The sequence below is a fragment of the Epibacterium sp. HA2-3 genome (genome assembly GCF_055693725.2).
Map to the genome: position 1 here is coordinate 2,365,332 of NZ_CM172490.1, position 20,309 is coordinate 2,385,640.

Sequence of the window (20,309 nt, forward strand, 5' to 3'; positions counted from 1 at the left end):
AATCGGCGAAGTCACGGCGATTACCAGCAATTTGACTAAATTGCCGCCTACCTCTGATTTACTTTGACAAAATCAAAGTGGTCCATTCACCAATTTCAGTCCTTTTGACAAGATTGATGCCGTTTTGTGCATAAACCGCAATCACATCATCGGCCTGCTCGTTCAAAATCCCGGAGAGAATCGCATACCCGCCTGCGCGCAAATGAGCCGCCATGTCCGGCGCAAGCGCCACCAGAGGGCCTTTGAGAATATTTGCGAAGATCAGATCATACGGTGCAGCAGCCTTTAGCGCTGGTGCGTCAAAGCCTGCGGCCTCCAGACATGCGACCGCGCCCTTCATGCCATTGGCGTCCATGTTGGCCTCTGCCACATCGACAGCGACCTCGTCGATGTCGCTCGCCAGGATCTGCGCCGTGGGCCAGACCCGCGCAGCGGCCATTGCCAGGACAGCTGTGCCACATCCAATATCGGCAACCTTCTTGCCTTCGAAGCCTTCGCCAAGCAGATGATCCAGCGCCTTGAGGCAGCCAAGCGTGGTGCCGTGATGCCCGGTGCCAAAGGCCATGGCCGCCTCGATCAGAAGCGGGATCTTGTCTGCGGGAACCTTGTCGGCGTCGTGGCTGCCGTAGACAAAAAAGCGCCCAGCCTCCACCGGGGCAAGCTCGCGGCGTACATGGGCCACCCAGTCGGTCTCTGGCAATTCGGACACGGCAAAGGGTTTGGCATCGTGCATTGCGGCCAACAGCGCCAGCCCCGCCTCATCCGGGGCTTCGGTAAAATAGCCGCCCACTTCCCACAGGCCTGAGCCATCCTCGACCTCGAAAACGCCAATGCCCGTGGGCTCGGGGGTCAGACGTTCCATTGCCTCGCCCAGCGCCTCTGCCTGAGCTTTTTCGGACAGCGTGGTGAGGGCGGTGAATGTGGGCATGGGGATCTCCAACGAAACATAGAGCGCGTCGCGCGCGGTTGATCAGCGCCTACGCGAGCCTTGTGTCATTGGTCAAGGGGTGAGCAGGGCCGCGCCGCTCGCCAACGGTCCCTATTCCGCAGGTGTCGGGGCCGCGAACCGCGCAAAGATGGTCTCATTCCCGGGCTCGGGGTGGCGCGGGATCATCAGCGACAACAAGAGCGACACCAGCGCCATCATCGCTGCCAAGCCAAAGACCGCCGCCGGGGAGGCCACCCACAAAAGGCCCAGCATCACCGGCAGGAACACCGCTGCGATGTGGTTGATCGTAAACGCAACAGCGGCCGTGGGGGCAATATCGGCGGGGTCTGCGATCTTCTGGAAATAGGTCTTGAGTGCGAGGGCGAGGGCAAAGAGGATGTGATCCACCACATAAAGCGCTGCCGCCAGCATCACGCCCCAGCCGAACCAATAGATCCCGCCATAAAGGGCAAAGACAGTGGCCAGACCTGCATATTCAAAGATCAACGTGCGCCGCTCACCAAACCGGGCGACAAAGCGCCCGAGAAATGGCGCCGCCACCATGTTGACCAAGAGGTTGATGAGATAGAGCCCGGTCAGGTGATGCACCTCAAAGCCAAAGCGCTCTACCATCATGAAGCCCGCAAAGACCACGAAGATCTGACGCCGCGCCCCAGCCATGAACTGCAGCGCATAATAGAGCCAGTAGCGCCGCCGCAGCACCATCTTCTTGTTTTGCGGCGTCGGGCCGTCAAACTGGGGCACCGCAAAGAGGCAATAGAGTGCAATCAGGACCGTAAAGCCGCCTGCAGCCAGGTAGACCACATTATAAGAGAGGTTCAGTGGCTCCCAGAGGACCACGATGGCACCATAGACCACAAGCGTCGCTGCCGATCCCGTGGCCACAAGCCAGCCCAGCATCTGCGGCGCGCGCTCCTTAGAGAGCCACTGCAACTGAAGCGATTGCGCCACCGTCTCATAATAGTGAAAGCCGATGGAACTGAGGACCGTAATCATCAGGATCCCCTGAAGCGTGGGGAACCACGCTGTGACAGCCGTGGCCGCTCCCAAGAGCGCCAGAGACAAAAGCCCCAGAACCTGCTCGCGGATAAAGATGATCAGAAAGATCACAAGAAACGCCAGGAACCCGGGAATCTCGCGCATCGTGTGCAGGACGCCAATATCCGCGCCGTCGAAATTAGCCACCTCGATCACAAAGTTATTGAGCAGTGCCGACCACGTATTAAATGCGACGGGCATGGCGATCGCCATGAGGAACAAAAGCGTGATGGGGCGGCGCCAAAACGGCAGCGTGCGGCCCTGCGCAAGAGAGATGGGCGTAAACATGGCTTGGCTTTAGTGCGCTTTTTGTGCGTGGGCGAGAAAAGAATTGTACCAAGCCACGCACAGACGCCTCTGCATTTCTGCGCGCTACGACTGTGTGACAGCCTAAAGGAAGCTCTGTGGATCAATGTCCACATTGAGGCGCAGATCGCCCTTGAGCTTGAATGGCGCGATCCAGCGGGTGATCGCATCTTGAAGGGGCGCGCCTTTGTCGGCTTTCACCAGGAGCCGCACACGGTGCCGCCCCCTGACGCGCGCAATCGGGGCGGGCGCCGGACCAAAAAGCTGCGCGCCCACCTGCCGCAAGGGGCCATCGTTGCGTGCCAAGGCCCCGCCAAGATCAAAGACCTGCGCTAGATCGGTCCCCGACAGGATCACGCCCGCCATACGTCCATAGGGGGGCACGCCCGCTGCCTGTCGCTGTTCTGCCTCTGCGCGCCAGAAGCTCTCCTCATCGCCCGATAGGATCGCGCGGATCACAGGATGTTCGGGCTGAAAGCTCTGCATCAGGGCCTCGCCCCTGTGTTCAGCGCGCCCAGCGCGCCCCGCCACCTGACGCATGAGCTGAAAGGTCCGCTCCGCCGCACGCAGGTCAGAGCCTTGCAAGCCGAGATCAGCGTCGATCACCCCCACAAGCGTGAGCAGGGGGAAATTGTGTCCCTTCGCGACCAATTGCGTACCCAGAATGATGTCGGCCTCACCTGCGGCAATATCCTCGATCCGCTGTTTGAGCGCGCGTGCAGATCCAAAGAGATCAGAGCTCAGCACCGCGATGCGCGCCTCGGGAAAGAGGGCTGCCGCTTCTTCGCCCAGACGTTCGATGCCGGGGCCAACGGGGGCCATTTTGCCCTCGACCTTGCAGGAGGGGCATTCGGTTGGCACGGGTTTGGTTTCACCACATTGGTGGCACATCAGGCGTTTCATGAAGCGATGCTCGACCATCCGCGCATCGCAATTGTCGCAGGCCACCTGCGCACCACAGGCCCGACAGATCGTCACCGGTGCAAAGCCGCGCCGATTGAGGAACAAAAGCGACTGTTCGCCCCGCTCAAGGCGCAGTTTCATGGCCTGTTTGAGCGTCGGCGAAATCCACGTGGAGGGCAATAGCTCCTCATTGCGCATATCAATCGCGCGCATCTCCGGCAGCACCGAGTCGCCAAAGCGCGATGTCAGATCAAGGCGCTGGTATTTCCCGGCCTCCGCGTTTGCCCAGGTTTCAAGGCTCGGGGTGGCCGACGCAAGAACCACCTGCGCCTGACACAAGGACGCACGCCAGACCGCCAGATCCCGCGCGTTATACAGCACCCCTTCTTCTTGTTTGTAAGACGTGTCGTGCTCTTCATCGACGATGATCAGCCCCAGATCGCGGAACGGCAGATAGAGAGAGGAACGCGCACCAATCACCAGTTGCGCCGCCCCCTGCCCCACCATGCGCCAGACGCGGCGGCGTTCGGTCATTGTCACGCCAGAGTGCCATTCGGCCGGAACCGCCCCAAACCGCGCCTCCACGCGTTTCAGGAACTCTGCAGTGAGAGCAATCTCCGGCAAAAGCACCAAGGCTTGCCGCCCTTTGCGCAGACAGGCCGCCACAGCCTCAAGGTAGACTTCGGTCTTGCCCGACCCTGTCACCCCCTTGAGAAGGGTCGTACCGTAGCGCCCAGATTCCACACCGGCCTCAAGGGCGGCGGCGGCTGCGGCCTGATCTTCAGAGAGCGTCTTGCCCAGCAGATCTGGGTCAAGAGGGGGAAATGGCAGGTCCCGGGGCGCTTCTTCTTCGCGGATCGCCCCCTGTTTTATCAGCCCCTTGATGACGGAAGTGGTCACGCCAGCAAGCTCAGAAAGCTCTGACGGGGTAAACGCGCCGCCCTCATATTCCTGCATCACATCAAGCACCTTGGCGCGGGCATCTGTCATACGGTCAGGTTCACGATCACCGCGCCGCAGGATCTTGCGCATCGAAGGCGGGTCCGCCAGACCCGGTGCGCGCGTTGCCAGCCGGAGCATCATCGACATCGGTGTGAGCGTGTACTGACCTGCACGCTCCAGAAAGCCGCGCATCTCGGCGCGCATCGGTGCGAGATCCAGTACCCGGATCACCGAGCGCAGCTTTGCCGCATCAAAGTCACCGGCGCCCGGACCCCAGACGACGCCGATCACCTTGCGCGGCCCAAGCGGCACCTCGACAAAGGCTCCGAGAAAGCAGCCGCCCTCGGGCGCGCGATAGTCCAACAGACGATCCAGCGGCTGCGCCGTCAGCACCCCGACCCGCTCGCCTTGGGCAAAAAACTCCGGGCTATCGCCTGCTTTACTCATTCCGCGTGTGACCCTGCTCTGTATTTCCTTCACCTGGCGGTAGGCGCGCGCCGATGTTTACGCTAACATGCGCGCGGACGCGCCCTGCTTTGCCCCATGGTCTTTCGCACTTTCCGCCAGACCTCCTATCAGGTAAAGCCAAGGCACACCGAGGCCAAGCCATCCAGAGGACCAAAGCCCATGAAATTCTTCGTAGACACCGCCGAAATCGACGCCATTGCCGAGCTGAACGATCTTGGCATGGTCGACGGCGTCACCACCAACCCTTCGCTGATCAAGAAATCCGGCCGTGACATCATTGAGGTCACCAAAGAGATCTGTGACCTCGTGGACGGCCCGGTTTCCGCAGAGGTGACCGCTACCGACGCCGAGACCATGATCGCGGAAGGTCGCAAGCTGCTTGAGATCGCAGACAACATCACCGTCAAAGTGCCGCTGACCTGGGACGGTCTCAAGGCCTGTAAGACCCTGACCGACGATGGTCACAAGGTCAATGTGACCCTGTGTTTCTCTGCCAACCAGGCACTTCTGGCGGCCAAGGCTGGCGCCACCTTCATCTCCCCGTTCATCGGGCGTCTAGACGACGTGAACCTCGATGGGATGGATCTGATCGAAGATATCCGCACCGTTTACGACAATTACGGCTTTGAGACCGAGATCCTCGCAGCCTCGATCCGCACCGTGAACCACATCCTCGACAGCGCGCGCATCGGTGCTGATGTGATCACCGCGCCGCCTGCCGTGATCAAGTCGATGGTGAACCACCCGCTGACCGACAAGGGTCTGGACGCCTTCCTCGCCGACATCAAAGCGGCCGGGATCAAAATTCTCTGATCGCACGATGCATCCAAGCTGATTTTATGGCGCCTCAAACGGGGCGCCATTTTCTTTGGGGGCAGCGCTTTGTTGCGGACCCAAAGAATTGCCCACTTGAGCCGTTTTTGCGATTTTTCGCGCGCGCGCTGAGAAGCCCCATGTTATAGTCGCGAAAACCCGGCAGAGCTTGAGGCAAGACGATGAGCAGCTCAAACGCGGGGCTGGATGACAGCCTGCGCAAGAAAATCATAGAGAAACCCGGCGTGGTGCTGGACGACCCCAACGTGATGCGGGCGTTGGTGGCTGCGAATGAACGCGCGATGGGCTCCAATATCGTGGACCTGCGTGGCATCGCCATGGAGCGGCTGGAAACGCGGCTTGACCGGCTGGAAGACACCCATCGCTCGGTGATTGCGGCGGCCTATGAAAACCTTGCCGGCACCAATCAGATTCACCGCGCGGTGCTGCGGCTTCTGGACCCCGAGAGCTTTGCGGAGTTCATGGAAGTCCTGCGGGGCGATCTCAGGGACATCCTGCGTGTCGACGCCCTCGCCCTCATCCTTGAGACCACCCAAGAGGAGGCCGGAGCGGCAGTAGAGCGTGTTGGCGACATTCTGAAATTTACCGAATCTGGCTTTGTGCAATCTTATCTTGCGCAAGAGCGCGCCTATGGTGGCGACCGCTGTGTAACCTTGCGGCAGATCCAGGCTGGTCCGGCGCGACTCTACGGTGAGCGAGGCGCTGACCTTCGGTCAGAGGCCTGCCTGCGCCTCGACCTTGGTGCAGGACGCCTGCCCGGACTGCTTGTCTTTGGCGCCGAGGATCCCCATCAATTCACACCGCAACACGGCACCGACCTTTTGACATTTTTTGGTGGTGTATTCGAGCGCTGCATGCGCCGTTGGCTGTCTTGAGCGCGGGCGACCCGACGCTGATCTCTCCGGCGGCGCGCGATGCGTTGCAGCGCTGGCTGGACGGTCTCGGTGCGCTTGAAGGCGCGGCGGACAATACGCTCGCGGCCTATCGCGGCGATGTCGTGGAGTTCCTGTCGTTCATGAGCCTTCACTTTGGCGCCCCACAGGGACTTGGCGCCCTGCGCCAGATTACCACCGCGGACATGCGCGCCTGGATGGCCTCGGCGCGGTCGTCGGGCACGGGCGCGCGCTCTCTCGCACGCAAACTCTCCGCTGTGAAAAAATTCTACGGCTGGCTGGCCAAGCGCGAAGGGTTCGAACCCACGGCCGTTTTGTCGACCCGCGCGCCCAAGTTCCAAAAGAAATTGCCCCGCCCGCTTGATCAGGACGCTGCGCGAGCAATGATCGACACGGTCGAGTTGCAATCACAAAAGGACTGGGTGTCGGCGCGAGATGTCGCGGTTGTAACACTCCTCTATGGATGTGGCCTGCGCATCTCCGAGGCCCTCGGCCTTCTTGGCAAAGACGCCCCCCTGCCAGCCACACTTCGGATAAAAGGCAAGGGCGGCAAAGAGCGGGTGGTGCCGGTCCTGCCTGCGGCGCAACAGGCGGTGGAACGCTACTTGGCCCTCAGCCCCCACCCCAAAGAAGCCCATCTGCCCTTGTTTCGCGGCGTCCGTGGCGGCGCGCTGCATGCCCGCATGATCCAAGGCGTAATGGCCGACGCGCGTCGGCAGTTGGGTCTGCCCGCAACAGCAACCCCGCATGCCCTGCGCCACAGCTTTGCAACGCATCTCCTTGAGGCCGGTGGCGACTTGCGCGCCATTCAAGAGCTTCTGGGTCACGCGTCCCTGTCGACCACGCAGGCCTACACCGCCGTAGATACGGCGCATCTCATGGAAGTCTACGCCCGCGCCCACCCGAAGGCCTGAGTCCGCGGATCGCAAGGAGCCCGCACGTTTTGAGTGTGCAACGGGGAAGTTCCCATCGGAAAACACCGTTAAACGGCAGCGCTTCTGGGTTGCGGCCTGCCTCGAAATTCGTCATCACGGGCAGATGACGATTGAACTCCGTGCCCTCTCCGTCCACTTGCTCACCGCCACCGGTGCTGTCTTTGCCATGTTGGCAATGCTGGCGGCAGTCGATGCCGAGTGGGATCTGATGTATCTCTGGCTCGTGGTGGCCTTTGCGGTGGATGGCGTGGATGGCCCTCTTGCGCGGCACTTCGATGTCAAACAGAACGCGCCACAGTTTGATGGCGTGCTCTTGGATTTGATCATCGACTATCTGACCTATGTGTTCATTCCGGCCTTTGCATTGTTCAAATCGGACCTGATGTCCGGCTGGACTGGCTGGGCGGCAATCATCGTCATCACTTTTACCAGCGCCATGTATTTCGCAGACACGCGGATGAAGACCAAGGACAACTCCTTTTCCGGGTTTCCCGGCTGCTGGAACATGCTTGTGCTGGTGATTTTTGCGCTGGAGCCAAACCACTGGGTCAGCCTTGGTCTGGTGCTGGTCTTGTCGGCAACTCAGTTCTTGCCGCTGAAGTTCATCCACCCGGTACGTACAGAGCGCTGGCGCAGTGTCTCCCTGCCCGTTGCGCTGGTCTGGACGGCCTTGGCGGGCTGGACCGCTTGGGTGGAATTTGCGCCCGGACAGCTTGTTCACTGGGCCCTACTGGTGACATCCGTATACTTGCTGTTTGTGGGTATTGCCCAGCAAATCATCCCCAGCCGCGACTGATTCTACGGTCAGGCCTCCTCAGCGCTGGAGCCCCCCGACGCCTCCGGATTGCCCTCGGAGGCGTGTTGATCGTGCGTTTTTACTTATATTTTCCGGTCCAAAGCGCGGAACGCAGTCGCAGTAAACCGGCTATTAAGCATAACCCGTAAAAATCGACACATATGTTAGGTTTCCGAGTCTTGGCGCAGGAGTGCGATCATGTCGATGAGAGAGGACGGCCCGTCGATCAACCAACGGCAGCTTTCTGCTGTCGATGGCTACAAGAATTTCAGCAATAGCATGGCCTCGCGTCAACTCGCGCGCGCCATGGCGGAGCTACGCGAATCCGCTGCAGGCGCCAACTATCCCAGGGAAGTGGCCCCCTCCGACAAGCCCGCACCGAGCCCACTTCCGGCTGGTGATCGCGACATCGCGCAGCAAGCCTTTCTCGCCCACTGCACTCAGCACCAGATGTCTGGCCGAGAGGCCAGCCGGCTCTATGCCGGTGCCAAGGCGTTCATCTGATCGCGCCCGCAGCAAAAGCTACAACATCGCCCTGCTCAAACACACGCGCCTGACTTAAAACACGCACGAACCGTCATGAGATCTGCACAAAACGCGCTGGGTCTCGTCAGCCGAGCTTACACCCGGTCGCTAGAAAAAACCGGATCAGGATAGCCCACCCGCGCCAGATAGAGCCCATGGCCCGGGCACACAGGACCACAGGCCGCGCGGTCCTTGGCCTCAAGCGCGTGTTTGACGTCCTCCGGGCTCCATGCTCCGGTGCCCACACGCTCAAGTGTTCCGACAAAACTGCGAACCTGATTGTGTAGGAAGCTGCGCGCCCGCACATGAAAATGCACCTCTGGACCCGATAGTCCCTGAACGCGCTCCACTCTCAGTTCATCCAAGGTTTTCACCGGGCTGGCAGCCTGACAGATCGATGAGCGAAACGTGGTGAAATCGTGATTTCCAAGCAGCATATTGGCTCCCGCCTGCATCGCCGCGACATCCAGATCATGTTTGATCTGCCAGACCTGCCCCTCATCGTGAGTCGCAGGAGCGCGGCGCATCAGGATGCGGAACAGATATTGCCGCTCCACCGCACTGAAGCGGGCATGCCATTCGTCGTCCACAAGGGCTGCATCCACGATCGCAACCGGAGCGGGCTTCAGGTGGTAGTTCAGTGCTTCACTCAGGCGAAACGGATCCCAGTTCTTCTCGAGGTCGCAATGCGCAACCTGCCCAAGCCCATGCACCCCCGTATCGGTGCGTCCGGCGGCGGCAATCGTGTGCTCACCCGGCTCGATCCGCGCGAGCGCAGCCTCAATCGCCCCCTGAACAGACGGTTGGTCCTTCTGCCGTTGCCAACCGGCAAACGGCTTTCCATGATATTCAACTTTGAGAGCAAAACGCGGCATGGGCGCGGCCTAGCGCGCGACGGCAATTCTGGCAAGACCTCCTGAACGCAATCCACAGCAGCACTGGCAACCAAAGGTGCGCCCCCTTATGTTCTGTGAACAAGACGGTGATCCGCGCGTGGACACAGGCCCCACACGCCCGCCGACATAAAAGGAGCAGAATGTGTCGCGAGGAACAGGTGTTACGGGGTTGGCCGCAGAGATGGCGGATGGTGTGCTGCGCGGGGCAGAAACACTCGGCGGCGCCCTCACGAGCCCATTTGCAGCGCCTTCACTGAGGCTGGGTGTGACCGGGCTAGCGCGTGCAGGCAAGACGGTGTTTATCACCTCGCTGGTCGCCAACCTGATCGACAGAGGACGGATGTCGCAGCTCTCGGCCCATCGTGACGGGCGCATCGAGGCTGCCTATCTGCAACCCCAACCCGATGACACCGTGCCCCGGTTTGATTTTGAAAACCATCTCGCCGCCCTGACCGGGCCGAGCCCACATTGGCCAGAGAGCACCCGGGCCGTCTCCGAACTGCGCCTGAGCCTGCGGATGCGCCCCGGCGGTATGTTCGGCGGTCTGACCGGCCCGCGCATCCTGCATCTCGACATCATTGATTATCCGGGCGAGTGGCTCTTGGATCTGTCCTTAATGGACAAGGACTACCTCAGCTGGTCCGAGGATGTGCTGCGCCGCATCAAGACCCGTGCGGAGGCTCAAGCGTTCTTGCGCGCGGCAGAGGCTGCATCCCCCGCCGAGAGCCATGACGAACCGCTGGCGCAGGGGCTGGCGCAGGCCTTCGCAGACTATCTGCAGGAGGCGCGCAACGCCGGGTATTACGATTGTACGCCCGGCAGGTTCTTGTTGCCGGGGGATCTCGCGGGCTCTCCCGTTTTGACATTCGCTCCCCTGCCGCCGAGCGAGGCCCCGCGCGGCAGCCTCGCGCGCGAAATGGCACGCCGCTTTGAGGCCTATAAGTCGCAGGTGGTGCGCCCGTTCTTTCGCAATCACTTCTCGCGGATCGACAGGCAAGTGGTCTTGGTGGACGCTCTTGGTGCGCTGCATTCCGGCCCCCCCGCCATGGAGGATCTGCGCCGCGCCATGACGGATATCCTCAGCACCTTCCGCCCCGGGTCCAACCGTTTTCTGAGTCAGTTGCTACGGGGGAAACGCGTCGAGAAGATCCTCTTTGCCGCCACCAAGGCCGACCACCTCCACCATCAACAACACCCGCAACTCACGGCAATCATCGAAGCCTTAACTCATGAAGCCCGTGAGCGGGCGCAATTTGCGGGCGCTGAGACGGCGGCCCTCTCGCTGGCAGCGTTGCGCGCCACCACTGAGGAGCTCCGCATGCATGAGGGGGTGGAGTTGCCCTGCGTGCGCGGCATTCTAGCCGACAGCGGCAAGCCGGCTGCGCTTTATCCCGGCCGCCTGCCCGAAGATCCGCGGCATCTGCTGACGCCAGCCCGACAAGGAGCTGAGACCTGGCTTGATGGCAGCTACGCCTCCATGCGCTTCGCGCCACAACCGCTGACCCTGAAACCCGGCGACGGGCCACCGCATATTCGGCTGGATCGCGCGGCCGAATTTCTGATCGGAGACCGTTTGTGAGCTCTGTCCTGCGCCCCGCCACACCATTGGATGCCAGCAAGCTTGGCGAGATACTCTATCGGTTTGAGCATGAGACACCCTGGATGCCCAAAGAGCACTCGCTGGCGGAGACCATCGCTTTTTGCGACCGCATGATCGCTCAAGGGTGGATCACAGTCGCGCAGGACCCCGCATCCGGGCAGATCCTCGGCTTTTGCGCAAAGGACGGGCCGGAAATCTGCGCGCTCTACTTGCTGCCAGAGCACACCGGGCTCGGCGTTGGCAAGCAACTGCTCGATCAGGCCAAGGAGACAAGCCCAGAGCTGCAACTCTGGACGTTTGAGGCCAATCATGCCGCACAGCGCTTTTACAGGCGCGAGGGCTTTGTCGAAACGCAGCGCACCAATGGTCACCGCAACAGTGAGGGCCTGCCCGACATCGAATATCGCTGGCAGGTCAAAGAGATGGAGCATGCCACATGAGCCGCGACCCGATAGTTTTCGACGTCGAAGACGATGACTCCGCCGCCCCGCATGTGAGCGATGCGCCCCCGGTGCCTGATCTTGACACCCCCACAGCGGTGCAAGCCTCCGCGACCCTATTGGGCGCGCGCGCGCGGTCCGGTTGGGGCGGGTGGATCTGGGGCGGAGTTGCAGGATTGGTCACCACCCTCGCCACAGTGGCCGCATGGGATTATGCCACCAGTCTCCTTGACCGGATGCCGGTGCTCGGGCTGATCTTCTCGTTGGCTTTTTCAGGGCTGGTTCTTTTGGCACTGTTGTTCTGCGCCAAGGAACTTGCCGCCGTCGGCCGGGTCCGGCGTGTGGAGGGCTTGCGGCAAGCCTGCAGCGAGGCCCGTGGGGGCACGCTGGCGGAGGCTCAGAATCAGGTCGGCGCTTTGGTGCGGTTCTACAACGGACGCGCGGATCTGGAATGGGGGTTGAAAAACCTCAAGGAGCGCAAGTCAGAGATTCTCGATCCAGATGCGCTGATCGACCTTGCAGAGGCAGAGCTGATGCGTCCGCTGGACGCGCGCGCCGTTGCGGAAATCGAAGCCGCCGCCCGTCAGGTTGCTGGCGTCACTGCCCTGGTGCCGCTGGCGCTGGCAGATGTGTTGACGGCACTCGTTGCAAGTCTGCGGATGATCCGCCGGATCGCAGAGATCTACGGCGGGCGCTCGGGCCTCTTTAGCTCATGGCGCCTGACACGCGCGGTGCTGTCGCATCTGGTGGCCACCGGGGCCGTTGCAATCGGGGATGACCTTCTGGAACCGATCCTGGGCGCTTCCGTCCTATCCAAACTCTCGCGGCGTTTTGGCGAAGGGCTGGTCAATGGCGCCCTCACGGCGCGGGTTGGCCTTGCGGCGCTGGAAGTCTGTCGCCCGATGGCCTTTGAGAGCGAAGACAAACCACGCCTCGGGAAGGTGCTTCAACGCGCGCTCAGCGGATTTGCCAGATAACACAGCAACACGTGACATCGGGTCAAATCAGTTTCGGCGGCTCATCTTTGGGCTGGCGAATGGATTCGATCCCGGTGCGGAACCCTTCGCCGATGCGATCGGCGAGATGGCCCCATTGCAGCGCCTGTTCAGCCGTAACCTCGCGCTCAAGAACCGCGTGGAACAGACCAAGCCAGACCGGGAAATGCTCTGCCCGCACATCAGGTCGGGACAGGTGTTCGCGCATCGGAAACCCGTCATAGACCCGCTCGCGCAGGATCGCGTTGCGCCAGAAATTGGCAATCTTCTCCTCATGTTGAGGCCAATCCTCAACATGCGCGTTAAAAACGGGCGCAAGTACCGGATGGCGGCGGACTTCGCCGTAAAAGACCGAAACCACCCGCCTGATGTCATCGGCGGAGATCTGGAACCGCGCCAATGGTTGCACGTCTTGCATGGTTATGTCCTTCACCCGGTTTCCCGCATCGTGCCTAGCAGCATTGGCAGGCCATCTAAAGCGCGCATGACGTCGCAGCGATTGTGGCCGCAGCTGCACTTTACCCTCGTGCAACAAGCCCCTATAAGCGAGCGCATGATAGCGACTGCAAAACAACGTGTGGCCTTCATTATTCGAATTATGACCCCGGCGCTCTGAACAGACGAGACGCCGGGCAAAGGTGCTTGAGTGATCGCACCGAACCGAATATCCCCAAAATCGACCCGTTGATGCAAAAGGACGCCACCGATATGTGCGCCGATAAGACCGAAGTCACGCCCGAATACAAAAACACGCTGAATCTGCCCAAAACTGATTTCCCCATGCGCGCAGGCCTGCCCAAGCGCGAGCCCGCATGGCTGGAGCGTTGGGAAAAGATCGGCGTCTATGACCGCCTGCGCGAAAAGGAAGGCCGTCAGCCGTTTGTGCTGCACGACGGTCCGCCCTACGCAAACGGCCACCTGCATATCGGTCACGCGCTCAACAAGACCATCAAGGATATGATCGTCCGCTCGCATCAGATGATGGGTTTTGACAGCCGCTATGTGCCGGGCTGGGACTGCCACGGCCTGCCGATCGAGTGGAAAATCGAAGAGCAGTACCGCAAGAAGGGCAAAAACAAGGACGCGGTGCCGGTCATCGAGTTCCGTCAGGAGTGCCGCAAATTCGCCGAGGGCTGGATCGACATCCAGCGCGAGGAGTTCAAGCGCCTGGGCATCACCGGCAACTGGCCCAATCCCTATATCACCATGGATTATCATGCCGAAGCGGTGATCGCCGAGGAATTCATGAAATTCCTGATGAACGGCACGCTCTATCAGGGCTCCAAGCCCGTGATGTGGTCGCCAGTTGAAAAAACCGCGCTGGCCGAGGCTGAGGTCGAATATCACGACAAGGAAAGCTTCACCATCTGGGTGAAATTCAAGGTGGTTGAACCTGCCGATCACAAGCTGGCCGGGGCGCAAGTGGTGATCTGGACCACGACTCCCTGGACCATCCCTTCGAACAAGGCTGTCGTCTACGGTGCGGACATTGCATATGGCCTCTACGAGGTCACAGGTACGCCGGACGAGTGCTGGGCCACGGTGGGCGACAAATACCTGCTTGCCGACAATCTGGCCGCGGATGTGTTCAAACGCGCGCGTCTCTCGGAAGATCAATATAAGCGCGTTGCAGATGTGTCTGCAGAGGATCTTGCAGGCATCGGCCTTGCGCATCCGCTCGCGGGTTCTGAAGGCTCCGAAGGCGAATGGGACGGCATCCGTGATTTCCGCGCCGCGCCCTTTGTGACCGACACCGAAGGCACCGGTTTTGTGCACTGCGCGCCGTCGCACGGTATGGAAGAATTCGAACTCTATCGTGATCTCGGCATGCTGGAGCAAATGATCACCTACAACGTCATGGACGACGGGGGTTTTCGCGCCGATCTGCCGTTCTTTGGTGGCAAATACATCCTGAACCGCAAAGGCGGCGAAGGGGATGCCAACAAGGCGATCATCGACAAGCTGGTCGAGGTCGGCGGCCTTCTGGCGCGCGGCAAGATCAAGCACAGCTATCCGCACTCCTGGCGCTCCAAGGCGCCGATTATCTATCGCAACACGCCGCAGTGGTTTGCCGGTGTGGATCGCAAGCTCGACGACGGCATGGGCGACTATGGCGACACCATCCGCGAACGCGCACTGCGTTCCATCGACGAGCTGGTGAAATGGACCCCGCAGACCGGCCGCAATCGTCTCTATTCGATGATTGAAAACCGTCCGGATTGGGTGCTGTCGCGCCAGCGCGCCTGGGGCGTGCCGCTCACCTGCTTTACGAAGAAGGGTGCTCTGCCCACGGACGCGGATTACCTGCTGCGCAACAGCGAGGTGAACGCCCGCATCATCGCCGCCTTTGAGGAAAACGGCGCCGATGTCTGGTACGAGGAAGGCTTCAAGGAGAAGGTGCTCGAGGGCATCGTGGCCCCGGACGACTACGAGCAGGTCTTTGACGTGCTGGATGTGTGGTTTGATTCAGGCTCCACCCACGCCTTTGTGCTGCGCGACCGCGAGGATGGCACCGAGGACGGGATTGCCGACGTCTATATGGAAGGCACTGACCAGCACCGCGGGTGGTTCCACTCCTCGCTGCTGCAGGCCTCTGCCACCAAAGGCCGCGCGCCCTATCGCAATGTGGTGACGCATGGCTTTACGCTCGACGAGAAGGGCATGAAAATGTCCAAGTCGCTCGGAAACACCATCGTCCCCGAGGAAATCGTCAAGCAATACGGCGCAGACATCCTGCGTCTCTGGGTGGCGCAGACCGATTACACCGCCGATCAGCGGATCGGGGCAGAAATCCTCAAAGGGACTGCCGACAGCTACCGCAGGCTGCGCAACACCATGCGCTATATGCTCGGCAGCCTCAGCGACTTCAACGAGGATCAGCGGGTAGAGCCTGCGGATATGCCGGAACTGGAGCAATGGGTCCTGCATCGCCTGGCCGAGCTCGATCACACCGTGAAGGCAGGCTATAAAGCGTTTGATTTCAATGGTGTATGGCAAGCGATTTTCAACTTTGCCACTGTGGATCTGTCGGCCTTCTACTTCGATATCCGCAAGGACGCGCTCTATTGCGATGGCGACACGCTGAACGCCCGTGCGGCGCGCACCGTGTTGGACATCCTGTTCCACCGCCTGACCACATGGCTGGCACCGATCCTCGTGTTCACGATGGAAGAGGTTTGGCTCGAGCGGTTCCCGGGCGAAGAAAGCTCCGTGCACCTTGTCGATATGCCCGAAACACCGCGTGATTGGATCAACGAGCCGCTCGCAGCCAAATGGGCCAAAGTCCGTCAGGCGCGCCGCGTCGTGACCGCCGCTCTGGAAGTGCAGCGCACAGACAAGGTTATCGGCGCCTCGCTCGAGGCAGCACCTGTCGTGCATGTGCGCGAGGCGGACGTTCTGGAGGCCCTGAAGTCGGTGAATTTTGCCGACGTCTGCATCACCTCTGACGTGCAACTCACCAATGATCCAAGTCCGGCAGAGGCCTATCGCCTGCCAGAGGTCGATGGTGTCTCTGTGGTGTTTGAAAAAGCCGAAGGGGAGAAGTGCCAGCGGTGCTGGAAGATCCTACCCGATGTGGGCAGCCACGCGCATCCCGGCACCTGTGGACGCTGCAACAGCGCTCTGGGCGGCTGACACCCGTACGCACCTCAGATCATGAAAAAACGCCCGGAGCAAAAGCTTCGGGCGTTTCTTGTTCAGTGGAGGCACACGCTGATCAGGCAGCAACTCGAGACAGCACATCCTGGGTGTTCGTGTACATCTCCTGTGCAAAGCTCCCCGAGGAGATCCCTCGGAACACGTTGTCCTGCGCGACCTGCTGCATCTGGCTGCTCAGCGCGCTTTCCAGCGGCGGCAGGCTGATCGGGTCAAAGCTCTGCGGCAGAGGCGAAAGCAGTCCCTCCGTCTCAATGCTGCTCGCAGACGCAGAAGACGACGAAGATTTCTCGTAAGCGGGCAGCGTGTCACTGCTGAAGAGGGAGTCGAGATCCCGGTCTCTGGGCGCGGGGTCATCACTCAGGAAATTGCCCAGACGGCTGTTGGCAAATTCCGCACCGGTCGCACCGCTGTCGCTCGAAGAGAGAGCGACCGTGTCGGTGACCGTAAACACAACGGGGGTCACATTGTTTGAAGGCACACCCGCATAGGGGCGCATCGCTGTAATCATCTCAATTCCTTTCCACCTGCGTGTCGGGTCGAGACTCCCCGGATCGGGCCAGATCGGGCGTCGCGCCTAGCATATCGGAAAAGAGTTGCTCCGGGCGCGATGCTTAGGGTTTTAGGTATTTTGTTGACGCTGCACCTTGGAAGCATTGTCAGGATGCACAGGCCAAGAGCGCCCGCCCGCTGATCTGCTGCCTCATCCCTGCGCTCAATGGGGACGGTCCCGTAAACCTACGCGACATCCGGCCCGGCTATTGTCCGGCCTGTCAATGCGGTATCTGCTTGTTGACGCACGACCAAGCCCGTCACTCAAAACAGGATATTTATGTTTTCTTACAATTTGTTGGTGGTCGCATCCCGGACCATTCAGGGTTTCGTCCTTTTGCAGCAGGGGTGACTTATCCCTTGATTTGCCGGTGCCTGGAACGCCCTAGGCATCCTGTCGAAAAGGCTGCGCAGAAAGATCCGCCAATATGGTGGTGCGCCCGTGCGTGTGGCCTCAAGTTCGTGAGCAGGGAGGTTCACTGAACCGGGTCCATCTGCGACAGCATTATACATTGCATTGTAAAGAAGCGATCTGAATTCCGATCGGCATTGTTGCCCACCAAAACCTGACGAAGGACACCGCTGGCCCCAAGACAGATCTCCTGTCGAGATGTTTTGGCCCGAAGCGTACACCGGCCTGAGCAGGCAATCCGCCCCTCCAAACAGGAAAGCCCCCCAAGAGAGGGGGGCTTTGCAAGTTCGCTTTTTAGCCGGAGCGATCGTGGATCACTCTGCCGCTTCTGCGTAGTCCTCAAGCGGCGGGCAGGTGCAGATCAGGTGACGGTCGCCATAGACGTTGTCGACGCGGTTCACGGGCGGCCAATATTTGTCGACACGGAAAGCACCCGGCGGGAAGCAGCCCTGCTCGCGCGAGTAGGGGCGATCCCAGTCTTTCACCAGATCTTCCATCGTGTGCGGAGCGTTCTTGAGCGCATTGTTCTCGCGCGGCATCTCGCCGGACTCGACCGCTTTGATCTCGTCACGGATCGACAACATCGCATCGACAAAACGATCCAGTTCCGCCTTGGTTTCGGACTCGGTTGGCTCCACCATCAGAGTGCCCGCAACGGGCCAGCTCATGGTAGGAGCGTGGAAACCGCTGTCCATCAGACGCTTGGCCACATCGTCCACGGTCACATCTGCGCTGTCGGCAAAGGGACGCGTATCGAGAATGCATTCATGCGCAACCCGACCTGTCGGTCCTTTGTAGAGCACGTCAAACGCACCTTCGAGCCGTTTGGCCAGATAGTTGGCCGAGAGGATCGCAACCTTCGTCGCCTGCGTCAGACCTGCACCGCCCATCATCAGGCAATAGGCCCAGGAGATCGTCAGGATCGACGCCGACCCCAGGGGCGCCGCAGAGACAGGCCCTTCGGATCCACCGGTTTCAGGATGCCCCGGGAGGTGTTCGACCAGATGCGCTTTGACGCCGATCGGTCCCATGCCGGGGCCCCCACCGCCATGCGGAATGGCAAAGGTTTTGTGCAGGTTGAGGTGGCTCACATCCCCCCCCAGATCGCCCGGACGGCTCAGCCCCACCATGGCGTTCATGTTGGCGCCATCGATATAGACCTGACCACCCGCATCATGGGTGATTTTGCAGACCTCATGCACGGTTTCCTCAAACACGCCATGGGTCGACGGGTAGGTGATCATGCAGCCCGCGAGGTTGTCGGCGTGTTTCTCGGCCTTGGCACGGAAGTCCTCAAGATCGATGTCGCCGCGCTCGTCGGATTTGACCACAACCACTTTCCAGCCAACCATCTGAGCGGAGGCCGGGTTGGTGCCGTGGGCGCTCATCGGGATCAGGCAGATATTACGGTGCCCTTCACCGCGCGCCTTGTGATAGGCGGCAATGGTCAGGAGGCCAGCATATTCGCCCTGCGCGCCAGAGTTCGGCTGCATGGAGATCGCATCATAGCCGGTAATGTCGCAGAGCTTCTTCGAAAGGTCTTCAACCATCTCGCCATAGCCAGCCTGCTGATCCGCAGGTGCAAAGGGGTGGATGGTCGAAAACTCAGGCCAGCTGAGCGGCATCATTTCCGCTGCCGCGTTGAGCTTCATGGTGCAGGAGCCAAGCGGGATCATCGCACGGTCCAGCGCCAGATCGCGATCCGCAAGGCGACGCATGTAGCGCATCATCTCGGTCTCGGCGCGGTTCATGTGGAAGATCGGGTGCGTCAGGTAGTCCGACTTGCGATGCATGTTCGCAGGCACGCGGTAGTCCGGGGTGAAATCATCATCCGCACGCACGATGCCAAAGGCACGCCAAACCGCTTCGATGGTTTCGGGGCGGGTGGTTTCATCCACCGAGATCCCCACACGGGTTTCACCCACGCGACGCAGGTTGATCCCTTCGTCCACCGCCGATTTCATGACGGCTGCCTGCAGCGGTCCAACATCGACGGTAATGGTATCAAAGAAAGCCTGCGGGTCGACTTTGAAGCCGGCCTCTTCGAGGCCTTTGGCCAGACGCACGGCCTTGCGGTGGATGCGTTGCGCGATCGCCTTCAGACCTTTGGGACCGTGGAAGACCGCATACATGGACGCCATCACCGCCAGAAGCGCTTGCGCAGTGCAGACGTTCGAGGTCGCTTTTTCACGGCGGATGTGCTGCTCCCGGGTCTGCAGCGACAGACGGTAAGCTTTGTTGCCATGTGCATCGACAGACACACCGACGATCCGGCCCGGCATATTGCGCTTATAGGCGTCTTTGGTCGCCATATAGGCCGCGTGCGGCCCCCCTGCCCCAACAGGCACGCCAAAACGCTGGGTGGAGCCGACGGCAATATCTGCTCCCATCGCCCCCGGCTCTTTCAGCAGCGTGAGCGACATCGGGTCGGCAGAAACAACAGCGATGCCCTTGTGTTCGTGGAGCTTGGCAATGTGGTCGGTAAAGTCGCGCACATGGCCATAGGTGCCCGGATACTGGAACAATGCACCAAAGACAGCCTCGGGATCCATCTTGTCGGGGTTGCCAACGATCACCTCGATACCTAGCGGTTCGGCGCGGGTTTTCACCACCGCGATGTTCTGCGGGTGACAGTCGCGGTCGACAAAGAAAGCCTTGGCTTTGGACTTGGAGACACGCTCCGCCATGGTCATGGCTTCGGCGCAGGCCGTGGCCTCGTCCAGAAGCGACGCGTTGGCGATTTCAAGACCGGTCAGATCAGAGATCATGGTCTGGAAGTTCAAGAGTGCCTCAAGACGCCCCTGCGAAATCTCGGGCTGATAGGGCGTGTAGGCCGTGTACCAAGCAGGATTTTCAAGAATGTTGCGCTGAATCGCGGGCGGGGTCACGGTGCCATGGTAGCCTTGGCCGATCAGCGAGGTCATTACCTTGTTCTTGCCTGCGACCTCGCGCATGTGAAACAGCAGCTCGCGCTCGGACATCGGGCGACCAAAGTCCAGCGCTGCTTTTTGACGGATGGATTGCGGAACGGTCTCATCGATCAGCGCATCCAGGCTGTCGGCGCCGACCACCTTGAGCATCTCGGCCATTTCCTCGGGCGAGGGACCGATGTGGCGCCGATTGGCAAAGTCATACGGGAGGTAATCTGTCGGTTCGAAAGGCATCGTTGCC

General features: G+C 60.7%; 16 protein-coding genes. 9 read left to right on the forward strand and 7 right to left on the reverse strand.

Translation table 11 applies throughout. The features are described 5' to 3' along the window. Nucleotides 1–58: 58 nt before the first annotated feature. The 3 genes from ACZ1HH_RS11100 to ACZ1HH_RS11110 all read right to left on the reverse strand — a co-directional run bounded on the left by ACZ1HH_RS11100 (nt 59) and on the right by ACZ1HH_RS11110 (nt 4,585). Nucleotides 59–928, reverse strand: coding sequence for a 50S ribosomal protein L11 methyltransferase (locus tag ACZ1HH_RS11100; protein ID WP_472636657.1), 870 nt, complete (start codon nt 926–928; stop codon nt 59–61). Between the two features lie 111 nt (nt 929–1,039). Further along, nucleotides 1,040–2,275: an MFS transporter gene (locus ACZ1HH_RS11105; RefSeq protein WP_472636658.1), complete on the reverse strand. Its 1,236-nt coding sequence runs from the start codon at nt 2,273–2,275 to the stop codon at nt 1,040–1,042. Nucleotides 2,276–2,377: 102 nt separating this feature from the next. After that, nucleotides 2,378–4,585 (reverse strand): primosomal protein N', encoded by a 2,208-nt coding sequence (locus ACZ1HH_RS11110; RefSeq protein WP_487320275.1) that lies wholly within the window; start codon nt 4,583–4,585, stop codon nt 2,378–2,380. 180 nt (nt 4,586–4,765) lie between these two features. Between ACZ1HH_RS11110 and fsa the strand changes: the two genes are divergently transcribed. The 5 genes from fsa to ACZ1HH_RS11135 all read left to right on the forward strand — a co-directional run bounded on the left by fsa (nt 4,766) and on the right by ACZ1HH_RS11135 (nt 8,568). Next, complete coding sequence (gene fsa / locus ACZ1HH_RS11115) at nt 4,766–5,419, forward strand: fructose-6-phosphate aldolase (RefSeq protein ID WP_011539699.1); 654 nt, start codon at nt 4,766–4,768, stop codon at nt 5,417–5,419. Between the two features lie 182 nt (nt 5,420–5,601). After that, nucleotides 5,602–6,315 (forward strand): DUF484 family protein, encoded by a 714-nt coding sequence (locus ACZ1HH_RS11120; RefSeq protein ID WP_011539700.1) that lies wholly within the window; start codon nt 5,602–5,604, stop codon nt 6,313–6,315. Then, nucleotides 6,312–7,247: a tyrosine recombinase XerC gene (locus ACZ1HH_RS11125; RefSeq protein WP_416369334.1), complete on the forward strand. Its 936-nt coding sequence runs from the start codon at nt 6,312–6,314 to the stop codon at nt 7,245–7,247. The genes ACZ1HH_RS11120 and ACZ1HH_RS11125 overlap by 4 nt, the downstream gene beginning before the upstream one ends. Before the next feature lie 124 nt (nt 7,248–7,371). Further along, the gene (locus ACZ1HH_RS11130; protein ID WP_416369019.1) at nt 7,372–8,064 is read left to right on the forward strand and encodes a CDP-alcohol phosphatidyltransferase family protein; all 693 of its coding nucleotides are present in this window, start codon (nt 7,372–7,374) and stop codon (nt 8,062–8,064) included. A 198-nt stretch (nt 8,065–8,262) separates the two neighbouring features. Further along, nucleotides 8,263–8,568, forward strand: coding sequence for a hypothetical protein (locus ACZ1HH_RS11135; RefSeq protein WP_011539703.1), 306 nt, complete (start codon nt 8,263–8,265; stop codon nt 8,566–8,568). Nucleotides 8,569–8,684: 116 nt separating this feature from the next. On the opposite strand, the gene truA is transcribed toward ACZ1HH_RS11135, so the two are convergent. Then, entirely contained in the window at nt 8,685–9,464 is a 780-nt protein-coding gene (gene truA, locus ACZ1HH_RS11140) for a tRNA pseudouridine(38-40) synthase TruA (protein ID WP_011539704.1), read from the reverse strand. A 202-nt stretch (nt 9,465–9,666) separates the two neighbouring features. On the opposite strand from truA, the gene ACZ1HH_RS11145 reads away from it, so the two are divergent. Genes ACZ1HH_RS11145 through ACZ1HH_RS11155 form a run of 3 tightly spaced genes read left to right on the forward strand, consistent with a single transcriptional unit; the run spans nt 9,667 to nt 12,502 of the window. After that, nucleotides 9,667–11,064 carry a YcjX family GTP-binding protein gene (locus ACZ1HH_RS11145; RefSeq protein ID WP_487320446.1) on the forward strand — a complete coding sequence of 466 codons (1,398 nt, stop codon included), beginning with the start codon at nt 9,667–9,669 and terminating at the stop codon, nt 11,062–11,064. After that, nucleotides 11,061–11,525, forward strand: a complete 465-nt coding sequence (locus ACZ1HH_RS11150) for a GNAT family N-acetyltransferase (protein ID WP_011539706.1) — start codon at nt 11,061–11,063, stop codon at nt 11,523–11,525. The genes ACZ1HH_RS11145 and ACZ1HH_RS11150 overlap by 4 nt, the downstream gene beginning before the upstream one ends. Further along, entirely contained in the window at nt 11,522–12,502 is a 981-nt protein-coding gene (locus tag ACZ1HH_RS11155) for a YcjF family protein (protein WP_472636660.1), read from the forward strand. Before ACZ1HH_RS11150 ends, ACZ1HH_RS11155 begins: the two co-directional genes overlap by 4 nt. Nucleotides 12,503–12,524: 22 nt before the next feature. On the opposite strand, the gene ACZ1HH_RS11160 is transcribed toward ACZ1HH_RS11155, so the two are convergent. Beyond that, nucleotides 12,525–12,938, reverse strand: coding sequence for a group III truncated hemoglobin (locus tag ACZ1HH_RS11160; protein WP_011539708.1), 414 nt, complete (start codon nt 12,936–12,938; stop codon nt 12,525–12,527). 290 nt (nt 12,939–13,228) lie between these two features. Here ACZ1HH_RS11160 and ileS point away from each other — a divergent pair, with 290 nt between their 5' ends. Further along, a complete protein-coding gene (gene ileS, locus ACZ1HH_RS11165) occupies nt 13,229–16,153 on the forward strand; it encodes an isoleucine--tRNA ligase (RefSeq protein WP_472637325.1) in 2,925 nt (974 codons plus the stop codon). A gap of 82 nt (nt 16,154–16,235) precedes the next feature. Here the strand turns inward: ileS and ACZ1HH_RS11170 are convergent, their stop codons facing one another. After that, nucleotides 16,236–16,685, reverse strand: coding sequence for a hypothetical protein (locus ACZ1HH_RS11170; protein ID WP_011539710.1), 450 nt, complete (start codon nt 16,683–16,685; stop codon nt 16,236–16,238). 767 nt (nt 16,686–17,452) lie between these two features. Further along, nucleotides 17,453–20,302, reverse strand: coding sequence for an aminomethyl-transferring glycine dehydrogenase (gene gcvP / locus ACZ1HH_RS11175; protein WP_011539711.1), 2,850 nt, complete (start codon nt 20,300–20,302; stop codon nt 17,453–17,455). Nucleotides 20,303–20,309 lie beyond the last annotated feature (7 nt).